Below are 19,593 nucleotides of genomic sequence, written 5' to 3' on the forward strand. Positions count from 1 at the left end.
CCAGTACTGCCCAACGGCAGTCTTCGCCGACCCTCTATACTGGGCCGACCCCCACGCAGTCTGCCGGGAAACGGCGGCGCTTCCAACGCCCGTCGTCTCCTTTCCGAACATTGCTCACGCATCAACGAGATTGCCATGTCCAACATCGTCATCGCCGCCGCCAAGCGCACCGCCATCGGCTCCTTCCTCGGCCAGTTCAACGGCGTTCCGACCCCGACCCTCGGCGCGGCCGCCATCGCCGCCGCGTTGGAACAGTCGGGCGTGCCTGCCAGCGAGGTCTCCGAAGTCCTGATGGGCTGCGTGCTGCCGGCCAATCTCGGCCAGGCCCCTGCCCGCCAGGCAGCGATCGCCGCCGGTATTCCGCTGTCGGTCGGCGCCACCACCCTCAACAAGGTCTGCGGTTCGGGCATGAAGGCCATCATGCTCGGCCATGACCTGATCAAGGCCGGTTCGGCCAAGGTCGTGGTCGCCGGCGGCATGGAATCGATGTCCAACGCCCCGCACCTGCTGCCCAACTCGCGCACCGGCAACCGTTTCGGCAACTTCCAGGCCGTGGACCACATGGCCCATGACGGCCTGGTCAATGCCTATGACGGCAAGGCCATGGGTGAATTCGCCGAATGCGCCGTGGACAAGTACCAGTTCACCCGCGAAGAGCAGGACGCCTACTCCATCGAATCGGTCAAGCGCGCACAGGCAGCCCAGGCCAACGGCGCCTTCGCCGACGAGATCGTTGCGGTGAAGGTCGCCACCCGCAAGGGTGAGGTCGAGGTCGCCAGCGACGAACAGCCCGGCCGTTCGGACATTGCCAAGATCCCGACCCTGCGCCCGGCGTTCAAGAAGGACGGCAGCGTGACCGCCGCCAGTTCCTCCAGCATTTCCGATGGCGCCGCCGCCGTGGTCCTGCTGACCGAAGAAGATGCTGCCGCACGCGGCCTGCAGCCGCTGGCGCGCATCGTCGGCCATGCCACCCATTCGCAGGAGCCGGAGTGGTTCACCACCGCCCCGATCGGTGCCATCCACACCCTGCTGGCGAAGACCGGCTGGTCGCTGGACCAGGTCGATCTGTTCGAAATCAACGAGGCCTTCGCCGTGGTGGCGATGGCACCGATGCGCGAACTGGGCATCCCGCACGACAAGCTCAACGTGAATGGCGGTGCCTGCGCGCTGGGCCATCCGATCGGCGCCTCCGGCGCACGCCTGGTGGTCACCTTGGTCAACGCATTGCGCACGCGCGGCGGCAAGCGCGGCATTGCCACCCTGTGCATCGGCGGCGGCGAAGCGACGGCTATCGCCATCGAGTTGATCTGAAAGGATTTAACGTCTATTTCGCAAAAATGAATGCGGGATCGCTTGACACCCAATCTTGGCTTGTCATCATGTTGTCGGCGCGCAGCATGCGCGTTGCCTAATTCTAACGACGAGGATTTACACAATGAGCATCAACAAGCTGCTGGTCGCGATGTCCCTGGCTCTGGCCCTGGCCGCCTGCTCGAAGCAGGAAGCTGCCCAGGACGCCGCTGCTTCGGCCAACCAGGCCGCCACCGAAGCCCAGGCTGCTGCCGACCAGGCCGCCGCTGCTGGCGCCCAGACCGCCGACGCTGCCCAGCAGGCCGCTGACACCGCCGCCACCGCTGCTGACGCTTCGGTCGACGCCGCTGCCCAGGCTGCTGGCGCTGCCACCGACGCCGCTGCTGGCGAAGCCAAGGACGCCGCCAAGGCTGCCGAAGCTACCGCTGAGCAGGCCAAGGACGCTGCTGAAGAAGCCAAGAAGTAATAACTTCTTTCTTCAAGCTGTTCTGAAGAAGCCGCTGGTTCGCCAGCGGCTTTTTCTTTGCGCGCAGTTCCGTGCGCAGGTCACCACCAGGTCTTCACAACGGTATGAATAGGCTGGCGTCCCCATCCATTGCAGTACCGGAGACCGCCATGAAGATCCGTCCGCTGACCACTACCCTGCTGGCCGCCTCCCTGCTGCTCGCACTGGCTGCCTGCAAGGGCCCGGAAGCCGAACAGGCCAAGCAGGATGCCGCGCAGGCTGCCGACAGCGCCGGTGTCGCCGCACGCGATGCCGTCGACAAGGCCGCTGCCGCCACCCGCGACGCTGCCGACAAGACCGCTGCCGCCTCTGAACAGGCTGCTGCCGATACCCAGCAGGCGTTGGACAGCGCCGCAGCCGCGACCGCCACCGCCGCCGACAAGGCCAAGGTTGCAGCCACCGATGCCGCCGCCCACGCCAGCGACGCCACGGCCGATGCCGCGCAGAAGGTTGCCGACAAGGCCCGCGATGTGGCCGACGACGCCAAGGCCACTGCCGCCAAGGAAGAAGCCAAGCACTAAGGCCTTCGCTTTCGTCGGGCATGGCCCGGCGCTACCGGAAAAGCCGCGGCATCGCCGCGGCTTTTCTGCTTTTCGCTTCTTCTGTTGATTCCGTGCTGGGCGCGCACGGAAACCGTCCAAGGCCGCGCTCCTGCGCCGCCCACCATGAGGGGCTTCGCCGTTGGCCGTCACCTACGGCAGCGCGCGTGCCAGCATCGCCGCCACATCCAACCCCGCCGGCAGCGTGCCGAACGCCAACCCATGCTCGCCGTGCAACCGGCTGCGGATGAACGCTTCGGCCATCGGACTGCGCGCGCGCAGCAACAGCGCCGCCTGCAGCAGCAAGGCAGTGCGTTCGCAGAACACCCGTGCCTGTGCCTCCTGCGGCGCCGCCGCATCGCGCCACTCCTGCAGTGCCGACGCATAACGCGCATCACGATCGGCCACCGCCTCCAGTTCACCGTGCAGCGCCGCCAGCACCTCCGGCTCGCGCGCCAGCGCGCGCAGCACATCCAGGCACTGGATGTTGCCGCTGCCTTCCCAGATCGAATTCAACGGTGCCTGCCGGTACAGCCGCGGCAACATCGATTCCTCCACGTAGCCGGCACCGCCCAGGCATTCCTGCGCTTCGTTGACGAACGCAGGTGCGCGCTTGCATATCCAGTACTTGCCCAAGGCCGTACCCAGCCGCGCGAGCGCGGCCTCGGCCGGATCGCTGCCAGCGCGATCGACCGCGCGCGCGATGCGCATCGCCAGCACCGTGGCCGCTTCCGATTCCAGCGCCAGATCGGCCAGCACGTTGGCCATCAGCGGATGGTCCATCAGTGGCTTTCCAAAGGTGCGTCGATGCCGCGCGTGATGCAGCGCCTGCGCCAGCGCCATGCGCATTTCCGCCGCAGCGCCCAGCATGCAGTCCAGCCGGGTCATCATCACCATGCCGATGATGGTGGCCACCCCGCGTCCCTCCTCGCCCACACGCCAGGCCTGTGCGCCACAGAACTCCACTTCGCTGGAGGCGTTGGCCCAGTCGCCCAGCTTGTCCTTCAAGCGCATCAGGCGGAATGCATTGCGATCGCCATCAGCCAGGCGCCGTGGCATCAACAGGCAGGTCAATCCGGCCGGCGCCTGCGCAAGTACCAGGAAGCCATCGCACATCGGTGCGGAGAAAAACCATTTGTGGCCGATCAGCCGATAGCGCTCGCCGTCGATGGGTTCGGCGCGGGTGGTGTTGGCGCGCACATCCGAACCGCCCTGCTTCTCGGTCATGCCCATGCCCAGGGTGATGCCGGCCTTGTCGGCCACTGGCACATCGCGCGGGTCGTATACCGGTGCGGCGGCCTTGCGCGACCACTCGGCCAGATGCGGCTGCCCGCGCAGCACGGCTACCGCGGCATGGGTCATGGTCAACGGGCAGCTGGTGCCGGCCTCGGCCTGGTGGTGCAGGTAGCTCAGCGTAGCGCGCGCGACATGCGCGCCGGGCTGCGGCTCGTGCCAGGACAGCCCGGCAACGCCATGCTCCTTCGCCGTCTGCATCAACTGGTGATACGACGGATGGAACTCCACGGTGTCGATGCGATGTCCCTGCGCATCATGGGTGCGCAGGCGTGGGCGATCGCGGTTGGCATCGAAGCCCAGCCGGTACAGCGCGTCGCCGGCCAGTCCTCCGTACGCCGCCAACCGCGGTGCGAACGCCGCCGCGCCCTCGCGCTGCACGGCCTCCATCAATGCGATGTCGTCGGTCCACAGCTGCCGGCCGGCGAACGGCGGCGGCTGGTTGAGCACCACATGGGTTTCGTAGGGGGCGCTGCTGTTGAAGCTCGGTCCACTCATCGGTTCTTTCCCCGCCGGCAAGAGGTGTGCGGTCCGATTGTGCCGTATCGCCCGGCAACCCCGCGTTCAGGCCGATTCTCGCCACGTGCACGACCGGACCGCCACAGTGACGGCATGGCAGGCAAAGACGATCTGGTAGTACTGCGGCCGGAAGGGCTGTACTGCGCGGCAGGCGATTTCCATATCGATCCCTGGCGGCCGGTACCGCGCGCGGTCATCACCCATGGCCATGGCGACCATGCGCGTCCGGGCATGGGCGAGTACCACTGCAGCACCGGCAGCGTGCCGATTCTGCGCTGGCGCCTGGGCGATGTGCCGCTGCACGCGCATGCCGAGGGCGTGCCGTTCGCGCTGGGCCGGGTGCAGGTATCGCTGCATCCCGCCGGCCACGTGCTCGGCTCGTCGCAGGTGCGCATCGACGATGGTGAGCAGGTCTGGGTGGCGTCGGGCGACTACAAGCGCCAGCCAGACCCCACCTGCACCCCGTTCGAAGTGGTGCCCTGCGATACCTTCATCACCGAGGCGACGTTCGCGCTGCCGATCTATCGCTGGCCCGATACCCGTGCCGTGGCGGCCGAGATCGCCGCCTGGCGCCGCGAGTGCGCGCAGCGGGGCGAAGCGGCAGTGCTGCTCTGCTATGCGCTGGGCAAGGCGCAACGCGTGCTTGCCGAGCTGCGTGCGGTGGATGACCAGCCTGCTTGGCTGCATGGCGCCATCGCCAACGGCGTGGCCGTCTATCGCCAGGCCGGTGTGCCCATGCTCGACACGCTCACCGTTGCCGAACAGGGGCGTCAGCCCGATGCGGCCGGCCAGCTGATCCTGGCCCCGCCCTCGGCCGCCGGTACGCCTTGGCTGCGCCGGTTTGGCCGTCACCAGCTCGGTTTCGCCTCGGGCTGGATGCAGTTGCGCGGCAACCGCCGCCGCCGCAACGTCGACCGTGGCTTCGTGATCTCCGACCATGCCGATTGGCCAGCGCTGCTGCAGACCATCACCCAGACCGGCGCGCAGCGGGTCATTGCCACCCACGGCAACACCGATGCGTTGATTCCGTACCTGCGCGAACGCGGCGTCGCCGCCGAAGCGTTCCGCACCGATTTCGGAGGCGAGGAATGAAGGCCTTCGCCGCGCTGTACCAGCGACTGGATCGCAGCACGGCGACGCTGGACAAGCGCGCGGCGCTGATCAACTACTTCCAGCACGCACGTCCGCACGACGCAGCGTGGGCGCTGTACCTGCTCAGCGGTGGCAAGGTGGGCGGCGCGCGCCGGAAAATTGCGGGCAGCGGCGAATTGCGGACGTGGATCGCTGAAGAATCCGGTCTGCCGCCCTGGCTGGTCGAGGACAGCTACGCGCAGGTCGGCGACCTTGCTGAAACGCTTACCCTGCTGCTGGATGATCCAGCCACCGAAGCCGAGGATCGGCCTCTGGCCGACTGGATCGAACACCACCTGCTTGCCGTTGCCAACCAGCCGGAGCCGGTGCGTCGTGCCGCCGTAGTCGACGGCTGGCGACAGCTGGCATCGGCCGAACGCCTGGTCTTCAACAAGCTGCTGACCGGCGCGCTGCGCGTTGGTGTGTCGCAGCGCGTGGTGCAGCAGGCGTTGGCCGAGTGGTCCGGGCTGGATATCGCCCGCATCGCCCAGCGCATGCTCGGCGACTGGGTGCCCTCCCCCGGCCTGCTTACCACCTTGCTGTCTGCCGAAGAACTGCCGACCGATCGTCAGCAGCCCTACCCGTTCTTCCTCGCTTCGCCGCTGGAAGGCGAGCCCACCGAGCGGCTGGGCGACATCAGCCACTGGCTGCTGGAATGGAAGTGGGATGGCATCCGCCTGCAGTTGCTGCGGCGCCAGGGCGAGGTGGCGTTGTGGTCGCGCGGCGAAGAACGGCTGGACGGTCGCTTCCCGGAGATCGAACAGGCGGCAGCGTCTCTGCCCGATGGCTGCGTACTCGATGGCGAGCTGCTGGCATGGGACGACGCCGACAATCTGCCGCGTGCATTCACCGCCCTGCAGACCCGCATCCAGCGCCGCAAACCGGGAGCGGCGACCCTGCGCAACACGCCGGTACGCGTGCTGGCCTACGATCTGCTTGAGCGCGACGGTGAGGACCTGCGTGCGCTGCCGCTGCAGCAGCGACGCGTGCAATTGGCCGAGGTGGTCGGTGCGCTCGGCGATCCGCGAATTCAGCTGTCGCCCGAGGTAGACGCCGACGATTGGCAGCATGCCGCGCAGCTGCGCGAAGCATCGCGCGAGCGTGGCGTGGAAGGGCTGATGCTCAAGCGTCGTGATTCGGTCTACCAGTCCGGGCGTCGCCGTGGCGACTGGTGGAAGTGGAAGGTCGAACCGCTCACGATCGATGCGGTGTTGCTGTACGCGCAGGCAGGCCATGGTCGGCGCAGCACGCTGTATACCGACTACACCTTCGGCGTCTGGGACGGCGAGACACTGGTTCCAGTAGCCAAGGCCTATTCCGGTCTGGACGACAAGGAAATCCTCGCCCTCGACCGCTGGATACGTGCACACACGCGTGAACGCTTCGGCCCGGTGCGCAGCGTAAGTGCCGAACAGGTGTTCGAACTTGGTTTCGAAGCGGTCAACCGCAGCGCGCGCCACAAGTCCGGCATCGCCGTACGCTTTCCACGCATCCTGCGCTGGCGCCACGACAAGCCGGCTGCCGAAGCCGACCACCTGGCCCAGTTGCAGGCGCTGGCGCGATGAAGCGCAGCGATGCGCTGCAGCGCCTGCACGAGTGGTTCGGCAGTCGCGGCTGGCGCCCCCTGCCCTTCCAGCGCGCGATGTGGCGTCACTATCTGGCGGGCGAATCGGGCCTGCTGCACACGCCCACCGGTAGCGGCAAGACCCTTGCCATGTTCGGCGGCCCCCTGCTGCAGGCGATGCTCGACCCGCCCCCCGCACCGCGTCGCGCCAGCGCGGTACGCCCGCTGCAGGTGCTGTGGGTAACGCCGCTGCGTGCGCTGGCCAGCGATACCGCACGCGCGCTGCAGGCGCCGATCGACGGCCTTGGCCTGGGCTGGCGCGTGGGGCTGCGCAGCGGCGATGCCAGCAACCGCGACAGGCGCCTGGCCCGCGAAGGTCGCATCGACGTGCTGGTCACCACGCCGGAGTCGCTGGCGCTGCTGCTCAGCTATCCCGACACCCTTGAGCGCATGCGCCAACTGCGCTGCGTGGTGGTGGACGAATGGCACGAACTGCTGGGCAACAAGCGCGGCGTGCTGCTGCAGTTGAACCTGGCGCTGCTGCGTGAGGCGGCCCCCGCGGCGCAGCTGTGGGGGTTGTCGGCCACATTGGGCAACCTGCCACAGGCGCGCGACGTACTGCTGCCACATCGTCCACAGGCAACGATCGTGGAAGGTGCACGGCAGCGGCCGGTGACGATCCGCAGCCTGCTGCCCGAACCCGGCGAACGCTTTCCATGGGCCGGGCATCTTGGCCTTTCCCAGCTTCCGCGCGTTCTCGATGCATTGTTCCGTGCACGCAGCAGCCTGCTCTTCACCAATACCCGTGCGCAGGCGGAACTGTGGCACCAGGCCCTCGCAGCCGTGTGGCCGGAGGATGCCGGCACGCTCGCCCTGCACCACGGCTCGTTGGATCCTGCGCTGCGACAGCAGGTTGAAGACGGACTACGTGCGGGCACGTTGCGGTGCGTGGTGGCCACCTCCAGCCTTGATCTGGGCGTGGACTTTCCGGAAGTGGACCAGGTGCTGCAGCTGGGCAGCCCGAAGGGCGTGGCGCGCCTGCGCCAGCGCGCCGGGCGTGCACGCCATCGGCCCGGTGCCAGCGGCCAGATACTGTGCATTCCCAGCCATGCGCTGGAACTGGCCGAGTACGCGGCGGCCCGGCACGCGTTGCATGACGGGGTGATCGAAGCGCGACGTCCTCCCACGTTGTCGCTGGACGTATTGGCCCAGCACGCCGTCAGCCGCGCGCTGGCGGGCGGCTTCAACGCAGTTGCACTGCTGGAACAGGTCCGTGGCACGCATGCCTTCGCCGCGCTGGAGGACGCACAGTGGAATGCGGTGATCGATTTCATCGTGCAGGGCGGACGTGCATTGTCCCGGTACCCGGAGTTCCATAAGGTGGTACGCGATGCCGACGGCGTGTACCGCATGCCCGATCGCCGCCAGGCGCTGCGCCATCGGCTGTCGATCGGCACCATCAGCAGCGACGGCAGCGTGCGCGTACAGTTCCTGCGTGGCGGCAGCCTGGGCGCGGTGGAAGAGCAGTTCGCCAGCCGCCTGCGCCGCGGCGACCGTTTCCAGTTTGCAGGGCGGCTGCTGGAGCTGGTGCAGCTGCGCGACATGACCGCGTTCGTGCGCGTGGCGCGCGGTGGTGGTGATGGCGTGGTACCGCGCTGGCAGGGCGGTCAACTGCCACTGTCGATGCCGCTGGGCCGCGAACTGGAAAAGGTGCTGTCAGGCGCCGACCAGAGCGCGGAGTCGCGGTGGCTTGCGCCGCTGCTGGCATTGCAGTCGCAGCTGTCTGCGGCGCCATCGCCCGACCACCTGCTGGTGGAAGACGTGCGCCGACGCGAAGGCCAGTTCCTGTTCGTCTATCCCTTTGCGGGCCGCCATGTGCACGAAGCGCTGGCCGCGCTGCTGGCCCTTCGCTGCACCCGTCGGCAACGCAACAGCATCGGCTATGCAGTGAATGACCATGGCCTGGTGCTCGCTCCGGCCACGCCGGTGGATCTGCAGGAACAGGACTGGCGGGCAATGCTGGATGCTGGCGATCTGCTGCAGGACCTGCGCGAAGCGGTGAACCTGGGCGAGCTGGCGCGCCGCCAGTTCCGCGGCATCGCGCGCGTGGCGGGCCTGCTGGTACCCAGCCTGCCGGGTGGCATGCCACGCTCGCTGCGCCAGCTGCAGGCCTCCGCCGGACTGCTGCATGACGTGCTGCGCGAGCACGACCCGGAGCATCTGCTGCTGGCATTGGCCGAGCAGGAAGTACTGCACGACAGCCTCGACCTGCCCGGGTTGCGGCAAGTGCTGGCACGCATCGCCACACGTTCGTTGTCCCTGCAGCGGCCCTCATCACTGACCCCGCTGGCATTTCCCTTGTGGGCCGAACGCCTGCGTGGGCAATTCAGCAATGAAGACTGGCGCACGCGCGTGCAGCGTGCCGCGCAGCAGCTGGAGCGTCGCCATGGCCGCTGATCTTCCGCTGCAGCTGGGAGGTGAGTCGATGCTTCTGCTCGGCGGCCGGGCGCTGCTGTGGCCGGCACAGCGCGCGTTGTTGATCGCCGACCTGCACCTGGGCAAGGCGGACGTGTTCCGGCGTGCGGGAATCGCCCTGCCGTCGGGCGGCACCGGCAATGACCTGCAGCGCCTGCAGGACCTGGTGACCATGCACCAATGCCAGCAACTATGGATCCTCGGCGACGTCCTGCACGGCCCGGCGCATCGCGCGGCCTGGTATCAGCAATGGCTCGGTTGGCGAGAGCAGCACGCGGCGCTGGACATCCACGTGGTGCGCGGCAATCACGACCGTGATCTGCCGAAGGCGGCGCTGCAGGTGCAGATGCATGACGACGCTCAATTGGGACCGTTCCTGCTGCGGCACGAGCCGCTGGCCGATGCCTCCGCGCACGTGCTGGCGGGCCATGTGCATCCGCAGGTTGCGTTGCCGGCACTGCGTCGGCGCTTCCCCGCGTTCTGGCTGCGCCAGGGCGTGACCATCCTGCCGGCATTCTCGGCATTCACCGCCGGTGTGGTGCCTGTACTGGCGCCGGGCGAACAGCTGCTCGCCTGTGTGGAAGACAGCGTGGTGCCGCTGCCGGTTCGCTGAGGCGTCGAGACCTGCGCGGAATTACGACGGGCGGGCGGCGATTCCGCGCATCAGGCTGAAATCCTGCGTCGCCTCGTCGGCATGACGCGGCAGTGCCTGTATCGCCATCAGCATTTCCTGTGCGCAGGCGCGGATATGGCCGTGGCTTTCCGGTGATGCGTGGCTGATCAGACTGCCGACATGAAACTCGAACACATCTTCCAGTACGTCGGGCTGGTCCTCGTGCAGCATCCGCAGCAGACCGCGCAGCTTGCAGATTTCCGATTCCAGCTTCTCGACCGCGAACAACATGGCATCCTCCTCGTTCGTGCGGCGCATCCGGGCCGCAGCAGGCAACGACGGCGGCGCCACCCGGGCCACGCGATGATCGATCACGAAAAGGAAAGCGGGCGACGCGGCTGCCGCGTGCTCATCTCTTGTCGCACATACGGGGTGAGGCAATCGTTAAATGCCGTAACGAAAGGCTTCACGCGGTGGCCGGCATTTCCACGCCCTGTAGCGGCAGGGGCGCAGCGGCAAGCGCCTGGATGAATGCCGGATCGAGCGGCAACGCGCCCAGCCATCCGTGCTGGGTGCCGCTGAGCACGCGCAGCATGTGCCCACGCCCGCCAGGCAGTCGTCCCATCGGTCCCAACAGCTCATCGCGCGCCTTTGCCCACGCATCGCGATCGGACTGGAACAGCGGCGTCAGCCAGCGGCTCCAGCGTTGATAGACCGCCACATGCGCACGTCGTTGCGCCTGGTAGGCCTGCAATGCCGGTTCGCCACCACCGTGGGTGCGTAACGCGTCGCGCAGTGCCAGTGCATCCAGCAGCGCCATGTTCACGCCCTGCCCCAGCTGCGGGCTCATCGCATGTGCTGCATCGCCTGCCAGCACCAGCCGCCCCTGATGCCAACGCTTCATCACGGCATCGCGGTACACCGCGCGCGCCAGTTGACCAGCGTCACGCAGATGGGCGAAGCGCGCGCCCGCCTGTGGCCACAGCGCATGCAGTTCTTCCAGCCACGGCGCCATGCCGTCGCCCTGCCAGCGGTCGAAATCCGCACGCGGCAGGCTCCAGAAGAAGCTCAGGCGAGGCGTGTCGTCACCGGGTCGGGTGCCCACCGGCAGCAGGCCGATCATCTTGCGCGCGGCGACGTAGCGCTGCCGCAGCTGCTGCATGTGTGGCCAGTCTTCGGCCGGCAACAGGCACCACAGCGCGCCCCACGGGTACACGCGGTCCAGCGCCGCGCCACCGTCGACGGCGTTGCGCAGCGTGGAGGCGGCGCCGTCGGCGGCAACCACCAGATCGAACGGTCCGTGCGTGCGACCGTCGCTGTCGCGCAGCCGCCCCTGCTGGTGATCGACCTCGACGATGGTTGTGCCCACGTGCAGCTCGCCGGCGCCTTCACGCGCCTGGTCCAGCACCGAGAACAACGCCCCGCGCTGCATGCCCATGCCGTGCAGGCGCGTATCCAGGCCGTCATAGCCCATGTCCATCACCGCGCGCTCGCACGGCGTATCGCCATACAGCCTTCGCACCGGCATGGCGTAGCCACGCACGGCATCGAGCAGGCCCATCTGCCACAGCACCTGCAGTCCGCTGGGCTGCAGCAGGAATCCCGCACCCACCGGCCCGGGGGTCGGCACGCGTTCGAAGATCTCCACCTCGTGGCCATCACGGGTGAGCAGGATGGCCAATGCCTGGCCAGCGGTGCCGTATCCAATCACGGCGATGCGCAGTCGTTCCGTCATGACCGCATTGTGCCATCGGCGCAGGGGCGGTACATCAGCTGCCCCCTCTTCCGAGCAGATGTGCATCGGGCTCCGCCACCACTGCCGGCTCTCCTGCGAATGTCCCCCGGCAGCCTCTGCGCGGCTGCCTCCTCCTTTACTTCGCAGGAGAGCCGACAGTGGTGGCGGCGCTCAGCTTTCATGGCATCTGCCGGCGCGCGCGATTCCGCAACGGGAGCGCCTGTCCTTGCGTGCGAAGTAAAGGAGGAGGCGATGGCCGCAGGCCGGCGCCGGGGGACATTCGCACGCAAGGACAGGCGCTCCCGCCGCAAGAGCATCTTCACGGCCAGCAAAAAAAAACCCCGCCGAAGCGGGGTTTTCAACGCACTATCGAGTGGATCACTCGGCCGGAACGATGTTCGAGGCCTGGGCGCCCTTCGGGCCCTGGGTCACGTCGTAGGTGACCTTCTGGCCTTCCTGCAGACTGCGGAAGCCCTTGGAGTTGATCGCGGAGAAGTGCGCGAAGACGTCGGCGCTGCCGTCCTCCGGCGAGATGAAGCCAAATCCCTTGGCGTCGTTGAACCACTTGACGGTACCGTTCGGCATGGTGATGCGTGACCTTATGCAATGAATGGGTGGTGTACGCTGAACCCGCGCACAAGCTGAGTATGCAAAGCTTGTTACGCGAAGACAATCACCCCCGCGCCAATTCGCCGACCAGTTCCGGAAGTCCGTTGCTGGCGGCCTGCACATTGGCGAGCACTTCGGCCATGGTGATCTCCTCACCATCACCGCACCCAGCGGCCCAGTTGGCAACGATCGCCAGGCAGGCGTAATCCAGCCCCAGCTCACGCGCCAGCGCCGCTTCGGGCATGCCGGTCATGCCGACCAGATCGCAGCCATCGCGGCGCATGCGCGCGATCTCGGCGATGGTTTCCAGCCGCGGTCCCTGGGTCGCGCCATAGCAGCCGCCATCGTGGACCTTCACACCGGTCACCTTCGCCGCCGCCAGGATCTTGCTGCGCAGCATCGGCGTATACGGATGGCCAAAGTCGACGTGCACCACGTCGGTGCCCTCTTCTTCGCAGATCGTGCTGATGCGGCCCCAGGTGTAATCGATTACCTGATCCGGGCAGGCCAGCACGCGCGGACCGAAATCGTCACCGATGCCACCCACCGTGTTCAGCGCCAGCACCCGCTGCGCGCCGATCTGCTGCAGCGCGGCCAGGTTGGCCCGGTAGTTGATCTTGTGCGGCGGCAGCGAATGGCCTTCACCATGGCGTGCAAGGAAGGCCACGCGATGACCGAGCAATGTCCCGACCCGCACCGGGCCGGACGGCTTGCCGAAGCGGGTGTCGACTTCGTGGGTCTGCACGTCGTCAAGCTTGGCCAGGTTGTAGACACCGGTACCGCCAATCACGGCCAGGGCGATCTGTTGCATGAAAAGCACTCCAGAGAAAAAAGAACGCCGGCACCCGAGGATGCCGGCGGCAGGAAACGCAGGCCGCAAGCGGCCGCGTTGTTATTCCTTCATCGCGTAGATGGCCGGCACGCAGCGCAGGGTTTCGTTGACGTCCATGCCGAAACCGAACACGTAGCGATCCGGCAGCTCGATGCCTGCGTAGTCGGCGGTGACGTCCGGCAGCGCGCGATCGTGCTTCTTCACGGTCATCGCAGCAATGCGCACGTCGGTCGCGCCCTGCTCCAGGCACCAGGTGCGCACGCCCTGCAGGGTGTAACCCTCGTCGAGGATGTCATCGACCAGCAGCACGCGGCGGCCGAACAGCGCCGTGGCCGGCTTGTGCTTCCACACCAGGTCACCGCCGGTGGTCTCACCGCGGTAGCGGGTGGCGTGCAGGTAATCGAACTGCACGTCCTGGCCACGCGCGCCCAGCTCCAGTGCCAGCTGGCCTGCGAACGGCAGCGCACCGTGCATGATCGACAGGAACAGCGGCACCTCGCCCTGGTAGTCGCGCGCAATGGCGTCGGCGATGCCGGCAATGGCCTTGTCGATGGTGGGACGGTCGACCAGCAGGTCGGCTTGGGCCAGGGCCTGGGAAATGGTGAGGTTCGGCATCAGACGGTTCTTCCAAGGGTTTGCAGCAGACGGGATTGGGTGTCGCCATGGCGGGCATCGGCCAGCAGGCCATCCCAGCCAAGCGCGCCGCGGCCGAGCAGGCCCAGCAGCGCAGCGGTATTGAGGGAGCGTCCCTGCACCGCGTGCAGGGCTTCATCGACCAGCTCCGGGTGGCAGACCAGCACCACATCGCAGCCGGCATCCAGGTGTGCGTGCACGCGAGCCGGCACGCCACCGGCGCTGTGCGAGGCGGCCATGCCGATGTCATCGGAGAACACCACACCGCGGAAGCCGAGCTCACCACGCAGGATCTGCTGGATCCAGCGCGGCGAGTAACCAGCGGGTTCCGGTGCGACCTGCGGGTAGATCACGTGCGCCATCATCACCGCATCGGCGCCGGCGGCGATACCGGCCGCGAACGGGACCAGATCCTGTGCGCGCAGTTCATCCAGCGCACGCGGATCGATCGCGGTATCCACATGGGTGTCTTCCAGCACGGTGCCATGGCCGGGGAAATGCTTGAGGGTGGCGGCCATGCCGACCGCGTGCATGCCGCGCACGTAGGCGGCGGTGAACGCGGCCACGACCTGCGGGTCATCACTGAAGGCACGGTTGCCGATGGCGCGATTGCCACGACCAAGATCGACCACCGGGGCGAAACTCAGGTCCACGCCGCTGGCACGGACTTCACTGGCCATCAGCCAGGCGTGCTGCTCGGCCAATGCCAGCGCAGCGTCCGGATCCCTGGCGAACTGGGCACCGATGTCCTGCAGCGGCGGCAGTTCGCTGAAGCCCTCGCGGAAGCGCTGCACGCGACCGCCTTCCTGGTCCACGCAGATCAACTGCGGACGCGGTACGGCGGCGCGGATCGCCGCGGACAGTTCGGTCACCTGCTGCCGTGAAGCGAAGTTGCGCTTGAACAGCACCACCCCGGCCACAGCATCGTGCTGCAGCCACTCGCGTTCCTGGGCGGTCAGTTCAGTACCGGCAACGCCGATCAGCAGCATGGTCGATCTCCACAACGGGCGCCCGCATGGCGCAGTGCCGCATTGTCGCAGAACCGGCCAACAGGCGCAGTGGTCAAAAAAGGGGACGGAGGGGATCAAGGCGCAATCGACCCCTCAGTGCCGGATGCGACTTGATCCCCTCCGTCCCCTGTCGCGGGTCGGTCAGACCTTGCAGCCGTCCGCGCCGCAGGCGTCGTCGCCGCCTTCCGGGGCACCCTCAGCGCCCTGCCCCGCCGCCTGCTCGGCGGCGATCTGGCGCAGCGCGTTGGCGAAGGCTTCCGGGGGCTGGGCTCCGGAAACCGCCCAGCGGCCGTCGATGACGAAGGTGGGCACCGAGGAGATACCCAGTGCGTGGGCCTGTGCCAGGCCCGCTTCCACCTCGGCCAGGCCACGATCGCCGGCCAGCATCTGCTGGATCTCGTCTGCGCCCAGACCGCCCGCAGCGCCGGCCTCGACCAGCACCGCCGGGTCGGCCAGATTCTGTCCATGCTCGAAATGGGCGCGGAACAGCGCCTCGCCGACCGCCTCCTGCACGCCGTGCTGGCCAGCCAGCCACAACAGGCGATGCGCCGGCAGCGTGGTTACCCGCACCTGGCCCTGGCTGAAGTCCATCGGCAGGCCCTCGGCCCGCGCAGTGGTCTGGGTCTGGCCCAGAATCTGCTCGGTGCGCTCGGCACCGCCGAACTTGCGCACATAGGCCTCGCGCAGCGGCACCGGGGTGGCGTCCGCATCCGGGTCAAGCTGGAACGGCTGCCAGTGGATCTCAAGTTCGGGCGCATCGGCGCCCAGCAACTGCACACCCTGCTGGAAGCGATGCTTGCCGATCCAGCACCAGGGGCAGACCACGTCGGAGTAGATGTCGATTCTCATCCCCCCGACATGGGGGCCGACACCCTCGAAAAAAGGGGACGGATGGTTTCACCACTGTGAATAGGGGCGGCTGGCCAGAGCGACGTTGTAGTAGCGGGCGTCGTCGGTCACTTCGGCGCCGATCCAGTCCGGCAGGTCGATGGCCTGGTCGGCGCTGTCCAGCTCGACTTCAGCGACCACCAGGCCGGCGTTGTCGCCGAGGAACTCATCCACTTCCCAGGTCAGGCCGGCGTACTCGACCAGATGCCGGCGCTTGTCGATCAGGCCGCCGACGCACAGCGCCAGCAGGTCGCGCGCATCCTGCACCGGAATCGGGTAGTCGAACTCCTGCCGGGTATGGCCCAGGGTGCGCGACTTCAGGTTCAGCGCGGCCTTGTCGCCTTCGATGCGGACCCGCACCGAGGCGTTCTGGGTGCCGCGGTCGAGCGCGCCCAGATCGTTGATGTAGCCCTGCGCCATCGGGATGACCCGGTGCGCGGCGGTGCGCCACCCATCATGGGTGACGAGGAATTTGCGTTCGATTTCGATGCCCATGGGCACAGTATGCGGCTCACGCCAGACGCTGCCTATCGGCGCGGCGACGGGCACGACTACACTGCGCGGCCCCCAACCACGGAATGGTCGCTCATGATGCTTTCCCATCGCCTTCGTCGCTGTCTTGCCCTGTCGGCGCTGCTGCCGTGCGCCGTTGCCAGCGCCGGATCGGCGGTCGTACCTTCGCTGCAGCAGGCACAGGCCGCAATGGACGGGATGTTTGATCAGGCCATTGCCGATCGCCCCGCCAGCGACAGCAGCCGCCTGGTTGCCGAGACCTTCCGGCCCCGTCTGCAAACCCTGGACAGCTGTGCACCCGCCGAGGCCGGCGACGCCGTCGATTGCATCGCCACCGCCAGCGCAGGCATCAAATCGCGACCGCAGCTGCTGCGGCTGGCGCTGGTGGACGGCGTGTGGACCCTGCCTGACCAGCGCAATGTGCCCGTACCGGCGCCGCCCCGGGAAAGGGTGCAGGCGCTGTTGCGCGAACGGATCGCCGGGCAAGCGCAGCAGCAGGCTGACCCTGCCCTGCGCGCACGCTTCGAACAGGCTGCCAGCACCCTGCAGGTGCAGGAAGTGAGGAACTGCGAGGTCGCCAGCGACAGGGCCGCCATCGAATGCACCGTGCGCGCGGGCGACGGCAGCGAGCACGGCGAGCAGTCCATGGCCTTCGTGCGCGTGGACGGCCAGTGGCAGAACGCCCCGGCCGACTGACCGCATTGCCTGCCTGCAAGCGGCAAGGCAGACGCCGGGCAGCCCCCGGCGCTGCAGGCATCAGCGCTTTTCGAACACCGCGATGCTTTCCACGTGCGCGGTATGCGGGAACATGTCCATCGCACCGGCGCTGACCAGGGTGAAGCCCTGTTCGTTGACCAGGTAGCCGGCATCGCGGGCCAGCGAGCCCGGATGGCAGCTGACATAGACGATACGCTTGAACTGCTTCAACGGCAGCTGCTGCAGCACTTCGATGGCGCCCGAACGCGGCGGATCCAGCAGCAGCTTGTCAAAGCCCTGGCGCATCCACGCCGTGCTGCGCTGGTCCTGGGTCAGGTCAGCGCTGTAGAACTGCGCGTTGGCCAGCCCGTTGCGCTCGGCGTTCTCACGCGCACGCGCCACCAGCCCGGCATCACCTTCCACGCCCACCACTTCGCGCACCTTGCGCGCCAGCGGCAGGGTGAAGTTGCCCAGGCCACAGAACAGGTCCAGCACGCGCTCGTCGGCACCCGGTTCAAGCAGGTCCAGCGCGTGGGCGATCATCTTCTCGTTGAGCTTGGCATTGACCTGGATGAAATCCAGCGGACGGAACGCCAGTTCGACATCCCACGGCGCCAGCCGGAACGAAAGCGCCACGCCCTGCCCGTCCAGCGGCTGTACGGTATCCACGCCGCCCGACTGCAGGTAGATGACAAAGCCGTGCTGTTGGCCAAAGGCCGCCCAGGCGGCCCGATCGGCATCACTCAGCGGCTGCAGGTGGCGCACGGTCAGCACCACGGCCTGGTCACCGGCGATGAACTCGATCTGCGGGATGTCGCGCTTGCCATCCAGGGATTCGATGAAGGTCGACAGCACCTCCACCTTGGTGCCGATTTCCGGGATCACGGTCAGGCACTGCTGCAGGTCCGCGACGAAGCGCGGGTCCTGCTCGCGGAAGCCGACCAGGGTCTTGTCCTTCTTCTCGACCCGGCGCACCGAGAACCGGCCCTTGCGGCGGTAGCCCCAGCTGTCACCCACCAGCGGCGGCAGCACGGTGCCCGGCTTCACATGGCCGATGCGCTCCAGGTTGTCCATCAGCACGCGCTGCTTGGCGACGATCTGCTGGTCTTCGTCCAGGTGCTGCAGCACGCAGCCGGCGCAGGTGCCGAAATGCGGGCACTTGGGGGTCACCCGCTGCGGCGAGGCCTGCAGCACTTCCACCGTGCGCGCCTCATCGAAGTGGCGGCTGCGGGCGGTTTGTTCGGCCATCACCACTTCGCCCGGTAGGGCGCCGCTGATGAAGGTGACCTTGCCGCCCTCGCCTTCACGGCGGGCAACACCGCGACCATCATGGCTGAGGTCGAGGATCTCGGTCTGGAAGGGAGTACGGTCGATGCGGGAGCGGGATCGGGCCACGTGGCAACAGGCTGCGGGCAAAAGTGGGGGCGTATTGTCGCAGATCCTGACCAGCGGGGCCGCTGGCCGCTTGCGCCCGCCGCCGCCGTGCTTGATGATTGACCCCAGCTGACATGGAGGCAGCCCTGATGCAGATGACCCCGCGGGCCAGTCGACCCCGCTTCCTGCTTGTCGAGGACGACATCATCAGCCGTGGTTTTTTCAAAGCGGCGTTGGAAACGTTACCAGCGGATGTGGACACCGCCGACTCACTGGCCAGCGCCCTGGCGCGCGCCGAGCCCGGTGCCCACGATCTGTGGCTGATCGACGTCAACTTGCCTGATGGCAACGGTGCCCAGCTGTTGCACCAGCTGCGCCGCTCGCACCCGGACACCCCGGCGCTGGCGCATACCGCCGACGGCGATGCTGCCATTCACGCCCGCCTGCGCGAGGCGGGTTTCAGCGACACCCTGGTCAAACCGCTGGGCCGTGACCAACTGCTGAAGGCGGTCCGTCGCGCGCTGGTCAACAGCCCCGCCGGTTCCACGGTGCCGCCGGCGGCGGTCGAGCTGGCCCTGGAGGACTGGGACGAAACCGCCGCCCTGGCCGCGCTCAATGGCCAGCGCAACCACCTGATCGCCCTGCGCGAGCTGTTCCTGGCCGAACTGCCGGGCGTGCGCGATGCGGTCGAACAGGCGGTGGACCAGCATGACGAGCGCCAGCTGCGCAGCCAGTTGCACCGGTTGCAGGCCAGCTGCGGGTTCGTGGGTGCAGCGCGACTGGCACGTGCGGTACGGCAGCTGCATCACACGCCCGAATCGGGGCAGGCACAGGCGGGGTTCCGCGCGGCGGTGGCAGCCCTGCTGCACTGAGGGTTGGTCGGCAGGGCTGCGCCCTGCACCTGCAGAGGCTTTCAAGCCAGAGCAACACCAAAGGCCACACCCAGAGCGGCTCTGGCCTTCTGCTTGTTGGGCGGGGCGGTGTGGGKTGGCAGGACACGCCGTAAACCCATCCCTGGGGGCTTGGCCGCGGCATCCATGCCGCGGACACCCCCGCAACCGGACCCACCCCGCCCTCGACAATTGTCCGCGAGCTGTCGGAACGGCTTCCGCCTCTGGTAGGTGTCGACCTTGGTCGACACGTAGATCCACGCCATGCGTGGATGCTCTTCGATCCAATATCGAAATATTCGATTTCGATGGAGATTCATCCACGCATGGCGTGGATCTACCAGCCGTCATACGGAATCTGTCGGGAGGTGGGGCGGTGTGGGTTGGCAGGACCGTTGGCGCCATGGATGGCGCCATCGAGCCCCCAGGGATGGGTTTACGGCGTGTCCTGCCAACCCACACC

At 67.6% G+C, this 19,593-nt stretch carries 19 protein-coding genes; 9 read left to right on the forward strand and 10 right to left on the reverse strand.

Annotation, left to right across the window (positions count from 1 at the left end):
• Positions 1-135 precede the first annotated feature (135 nt).
• The 3 genes from AB4Y98_RS08105 to AB4Y98_RS08115 all read left to right on the forward strand — a co-directional run bounded on the left by AB4Y98_RS08105 (position 136) and on the right by AB4Y98_RS08115 (position 2,337).
• Positions 136-1,311, forward strand: a complete 1,176-nt coding sequence (locus AB4Y98_RS08105; protein ID WP_394198587.1) for a thiolase family protein — start codon at positions 136-138, stop codon at positions 1,309-1,311.
• A 124-nt stretch (positions 1,312-1,435) separates the two neighbouring features.
• Positions 1,436-1,777, forward strand: a complete 342-nt coding sequence (locus AB4Y98_RS08110) for a hypothetical protein (RefSeq protein WP_025879170.1) — start codon at positions 1,436-1,438, stop codon at positions 1,775-1,777.
• A gap of 149 nt (positions 1,778-1,926) precedes the next feature.
• The gene (locus AB4Y98_RS08115; protein WP_025879171.1) at positions 1,927-2,337 is read left to right on the forward strand and encodes a hypothetical protein; all 411 of its coding nucleotides are present in this window, start codon (positions 1,927-1,929) and stop codon (positions 2,335-2,337) included.
• Positions 2,338-2,508: 171 nt separating this feature from the next.
• Here the strand turns inward: AB4Y98_RS08115 and AB4Y98_RS08120 are convergent, their stop codons facing one another.
• The gene (locus tag AB4Y98_RS08120) at positions 2,509-4,146 is read right to left on the reverse strand and encodes an acyl-CoA dehydrogenase family protein (RefSeq protein WP_442244123.1); all 1,638 of its coding nucleotides are present in this window, start codon (positions 4,144-4,146) and stop codon (positions 2,509-2,511) included.
• 114 nt (positions 4,147-4,260) lie between these two features.
• Between AB4Y98_RS08120 and AB4Y98_RS08125 the strand changes: the two genes are divergently transcribed.
• Genes AB4Y98_RS08125 through pdeM form a run of 4 tightly spaced genes read left to right on the forward strand, consistent with a single transcriptional unit; the run spans position 4,261 to position 9,950 of the window.
• A complete protein-coding gene (locus AB4Y98_RS08125) occupies positions 4,261-5,259 on the forward strand; it encodes a ligase-associated DNA damage response exonuclease (protein WP_428705173.1) in 999 nt (332 codons plus the stop codon).
• A complete protein-coding gene (locus tag AB4Y98_RS08130; protein WP_442244124.1) occupies positions 5,256-6,863 on the forward strand; it encodes an ATP-dependent DNA ligase in 1,608 nt (535 codons plus the stop codon). Before AB4Y98_RS08125 ends, AB4Y98_RS08130 begins: the two co-directional genes overlap by 4 nt.
• Positions 6,860-9,319, forward strand: a complete 2,460-nt coding sequence (locus AB4Y98_RS08135) for a ligase-associated DNA damage response DEXH box helicase (protein ID WP_442244125.1) — start codon at positions 6,860-6,862, stop codon at positions 9,317-9,319. Before AB4Y98_RS08130 ends, AB4Y98_RS08135 begins: the two co-directional genes overlap by 4 nt.
• Positions 9,309-9,950 (forward strand): ligase-associated DNA damage response endonuclease PdeM, encoded by a 642-nt coding sequence (gene pdeM, locus AB4Y98_RS08140; RefSeq protein WP_394198595.1) that lies wholly within the window; start codon positions 9,309-9,311, stop codon positions 9,948-9,950. Before AB4Y98_RS08135 ends, pdeM begins: the two co-directional genes overlap by 11 nt.
• 21 nt (positions 9,951-9,971) lie before the next feature.
• Here the strand turns inward: pdeM and AB4Y98_RS08145 are convergent, their stop codons facing one another.
• The 8 genes from AB4Y98_RS08145 to AB4Y98_RS08180 all read right to left on the reverse strand — a co-directional run bounded on the left by AB4Y98_RS08145 (position 9,972) and on the right by AB4Y98_RS08180 (position 16,152).
• Positions 9,972-10,241 carry a hypothetical protein gene (locus AB4Y98_RS08145; protein WP_312112815.1) on the reverse strand — a complete coding sequence of 90 codons (270 nt, stop codon included), beginning with the start codon at positions 10,239-10,241 and terminating at the stop codon, positions 9,972-9,974.
• Between the two features lie 175 nt (positions 10,242-10,416).
• Positions 10,417-11,685: an FAD-dependent oxidoreductase gene (locus AB4Y98_RS08150; protein WP_442244126.1), complete on the reverse strand. Its 1,269-nt coding sequence runs from the start codon at positions 11,683-11,685 to the stop codon at positions 10,417-10,419.
• Between the two features lie 378 nt (positions 11,686-12,063).
• Complete coding sequence (gene cspE / locus AB4Y98_RS08155; RefSeq protein WP_019183439.1) at positions 12,064-12,270, reverse strand: transcription antiterminator/RNA stability regulator CspE; 207 nt, start codon at positions 12,268-12,270, stop codon at positions 12,064-12,066.
• A gap of 88 nt (positions 12,271-12,358) precedes the next feature.
• Positions 12,359-13,105, reverse strand: coding sequence for an S-methyl-5'-thioinosine phosphorylase (locus AB4Y98_RS08160; RefSeq protein WP_025879179.1), 747 nt, complete (start codon positions 13,103-13,105; stop codon positions 12,359-12,361).
• An 81-nt stretch (positions 13,106-13,186) separates the two neighbouring features.
• Positions 13,187-13,741, reverse strand: a complete 555-nt coding sequence (locus tag AB4Y98_RS08165; RefSeq protein ID WP_025879180.1) for a hypoxanthine-guanine phosphoribosyltransferase — start codon at positions 13,739-13,741, stop codon at positions 13,187-13,189.
• Complete coding sequence (gene nagZ, locus AB4Y98_RS08170; RefSeq protein ID WP_442244127.1) at positions 13,741-14,748, reverse strand: beta-N-acetylhexosaminidase; 1,008 nt, start codon at positions 14,746-14,748, stop codon at positions 13,741-13,743. Before nagZ ends, AB4Y98_RS08165 begins: the two co-directional genes overlap by 1 nt.
• Positions 14,749-14,910: 162 nt before the next feature.
• Positions 14,911-15,618: a DsbA family oxidoreductase gene (locus tag AB4Y98_RS08175; protein ID WP_223496118.1), complete on the reverse strand. Its 708-nt coding sequence runs from the start codon at positions 15,616-15,618 to the stop codon at positions 14,911-14,913.
• 48 nt (positions 15,619-15,666) lie between these two features.
• Positions 15,667-16,152, reverse strand: coding sequence for a CYTH domain-containing protein (locus tag AB4Y98_RS08180; protein ID WP_088101523.1), 486 nt, complete (start codon positions 16,150-16,152; stop codon positions 15,667-15,669).
• Between AB4Y98_RS08180 and AB4Y98_RS08185 the strand changes: the two genes are divergently transcribed.
• A complete protein-coding gene (locus AB4Y98_RS08185; RefSeq protein ID WP_363732220.1) occupies positions 16,114-16,866 on the forward strand; it encodes a hypothetical protein in 753 nt (250 codons plus the stop codon). The two genes, AB4Y98_RS08180 and AB4Y98_RS08185, sit on opposite strands and share 39 nt — an antisense overlap.
• Positions 16,867-16,926: 60 nt before the next feature.
• On the opposite strand, the gene rlmD is transcribed toward AB4Y98_RS08185, so the two are convergent.
• A complete protein-coding gene (gene rlmD, locus AB4Y98_RS08190; protein ID WP_025879185.1) occupies positions 16,927-18,261 on the reverse strand; it encodes a 23S rRNA (uracil(1939)-C(5))-methyltransferase RlmD in 1,335 nt (444 codons plus the stop codon).
• Positions 18,262-18,389: 128 nt separating this feature from the next.
• Between rlmD and AB4Y98_RS08195 the strand changes: the two genes are divergently transcribed.
• The gene (locus tag AB4Y98_RS08195) at positions 18,390-19,112 is read left to right on the forward strand and encodes an Hpt domain-containing response regulator (protein WP_025879186.1); all 723 of its coding nucleotides are present in this window, start codon (positions 18,390-18,392) and stop codon (positions 19,110-19,112) included.
• Positions 19,113-19,593 lie beyond the last annotated feature (481 nt).

The organism is Stenotrophomonas sp. 2YAF26, from assembly GCF_052114625.1.
Taxonomy (GTDB): Bacteria; Pseudomonadota; Gammaproteobacteria; order Xanthomonadales; family Xanthomonadaceae; genus Stenotrophomonas; species Stenotrophomonas indicatrix.